3 protein-coding genes and 1 pseudogene are annotated in these 1,922 nt (G+C 43.7%); all 4 read right to left on the reverse strand.

Going from position 1 to position 1,922, the window contains the following annotated elements; all coding sequences use genetic code 11:
• On the reverse strand, nt 1-266 hold a 266-nt coding region (locus tag F5971_RS18250; protein WP_193496565.1), incomplete at its 3' end, for a PD-(D/E)XK nuclease family transposase.
• Between the two features lie 337 nt (nt 267-603).
• On the reverse strand, nt 604-927 hold the full coding sequence (locus F5971_RS18255; protein WP_193496567.1) for a nucleotidyltransferase domain-containing protein: 324 nt from the start codon (nt 925-927) through the stop codon (nt 604-606).
• Complete coding sequence (locus F5971_RS18260) at nt 924-1,328, reverse strand: nucleotidyltransferase substrate binding protein (RefSeq protein WP_036515019.1); 405 nt, start codon at nt 1,326-1,328, stop codon at nt 924-926. Before F5971_RS18260 ends, F5971_RS18255 begins: the two co-directional genes overlap by 4 nt.
• A 331-nt stretch (nt 1,329-1,659) precedes the next feature.
• Nucleotides 1,660-1,922: pseudogene (locus F5971_RS18265) on the reverse strand (hypothetical protein); the annotation flags it as partial.

The raw sequence follows: 1,922 nt of genomic DNA on the forward strand, positions 1-1,922 counted from the left end.
CGCTTACCCCACGCATTGTAACGGCGGACCTGCATCTCAATATTATAGCGGTTATTCTCCGCATCCTGCGCCAGCACATCCAAAATGATGTATTTACCCGTCAACTCAGCTGGATTAATACTGGGATTTAACACCTCTACCGACGTAATACTCGGCAAATCTGGCCGCACATCATTGATCAAATGCACCAACAAATCCGGCGCTTCAGCAAAAATGCGTTTAAACACATAGTCATTACGGGGGTCTAACAAATCGAAATTTTGCATGATGATCATCCTGATCTTTATATTGTTTATCCTTTAAAATCCGTAAACCCAACTCAATGGCTGAACTTACTACCTAAACTTTAATGCTTTTAAAAAGCCAAGTACACCACAACACTCTCAAAGGCACTCTACCCATCACTTTCAGAGAGTGCATGCCGCATGGATGCGGCATTCAAGCCTACACGGACGTATTTACGGCGGCTCTCTGGAAGAGGTGGTTAGAGTGCCTAAGATAAACCATCGGCTTTGTGCCCCACTAAAAAATCAGTGGCTGGCTTTAAATCACCAGATCGATGCTTCGGGGATAGCGGGTGACCGCTATTCCTACCGTTTACATCTATTTATTTATAAGATAAATTTCTAAGCCTACACGATCAATATGCGCTTTCAGCTCAGGGTCGGATAAGGTGTTATAGTTCAACACATCAAAAAAGTACGGTAGAGGTAGCACTTCATTCAACACATCACTCAATCGTATAACCGAATCATAGGTCACCGACAGCCCTTTCACAGCAATATCTACATCAGAACCTTTTCGAAAATTACCCTTTGCTCTTGAACCAAATAAAACTAAAGATTCAATCTCTGATTGCTGCTTGGCAGCCTCTGCAATTAATGCATAATCAGAATCCGATAAGCCTGTCCTTAACACCAAGTTCATTCTATTTCCAGCTCAGAAAATCGATTATTAAGCACATTTAATAATGGAAAATACGTTTCCCGAATTTTTTGCTCAACCTGCTGAGCCGTTTCTTCATTATACGTATGAGTTGTCAGATTACGATCCTCCAGCGCCTGTATCCAAACATGCCCATCATCAACAATCCCATTTTGAAAAGCCAGTTTAATTGCAGCCCGAGGGCTATTCACTTCAAAACCCTCTGCCTGTTGATAATCTTTCAACAGTTTCCAAGACAACTCAAATGCCATCTCAAAAAACTGAATCAAACCTGCACGCTCAACGATATTTGGCGACTCAATTGCAATCGCTTGCACCAATAACAAATACGCTCGATTGAATTGCCTGTAGCGCTGTTGCCAGCGAATATCCTGCTCCGTCATAACACTCCCATTTCAAACCCAACTGACTCACTGAACTTACAAAATTAACTTTAATACTTTTCAGAAGCTGAATACAACACAACACACTGAAAGGCACTCTGCCCATCACTTTCAGAGAGTGCATGCCGCATGGATGCGGCATTCAAGCCTACACGGACGTATTTACGGCGGCTCTCTGGAAGGGGTGGGTAGAGTGTCTAAGCTAAACAGTCAGCTAGCTCTACTAAAAAATCAGTGGTTAGCCTTAAGCCTCAACTGTTCAATCTGGTCCACACTTAAACCTGACAGCTCTGCAATCATCACATCGTCCATTTCGGTACGGACGATAAGCTTAAAGTGCAGTTTCACTCATCTGTGCTTGGCGACCTTTTTCAAGGCCTTGTGCTATGCCTTGCTCTATACCTTGCTCTATACCTTGCTCAATGCCTTTTTCAATGCCCTGCTCAAAACCACCCTCCCTCGCCTCCTTCAACAAGGTCGCCTCATCATGCATCGCCCGTTGACGCACAAACGCCAACCGACGCTCTTCATCATCTGCACTAATCATCTTCAATCGCTCCATTGCCTTTTTCACTGGCTCATAAGGTATATCCA

Source organism: Nitrincola alkalisediminis (assembly GCF_009821115.1).
In the GTDB taxonomy this organism is placed as follows: domain Bacteria; phylum Pseudomonadota; class Gammaproteobacteria; order Pseudomonadales; family Balneatricaceae; genus Nitrincola; species Nitrincola alkalisediminis.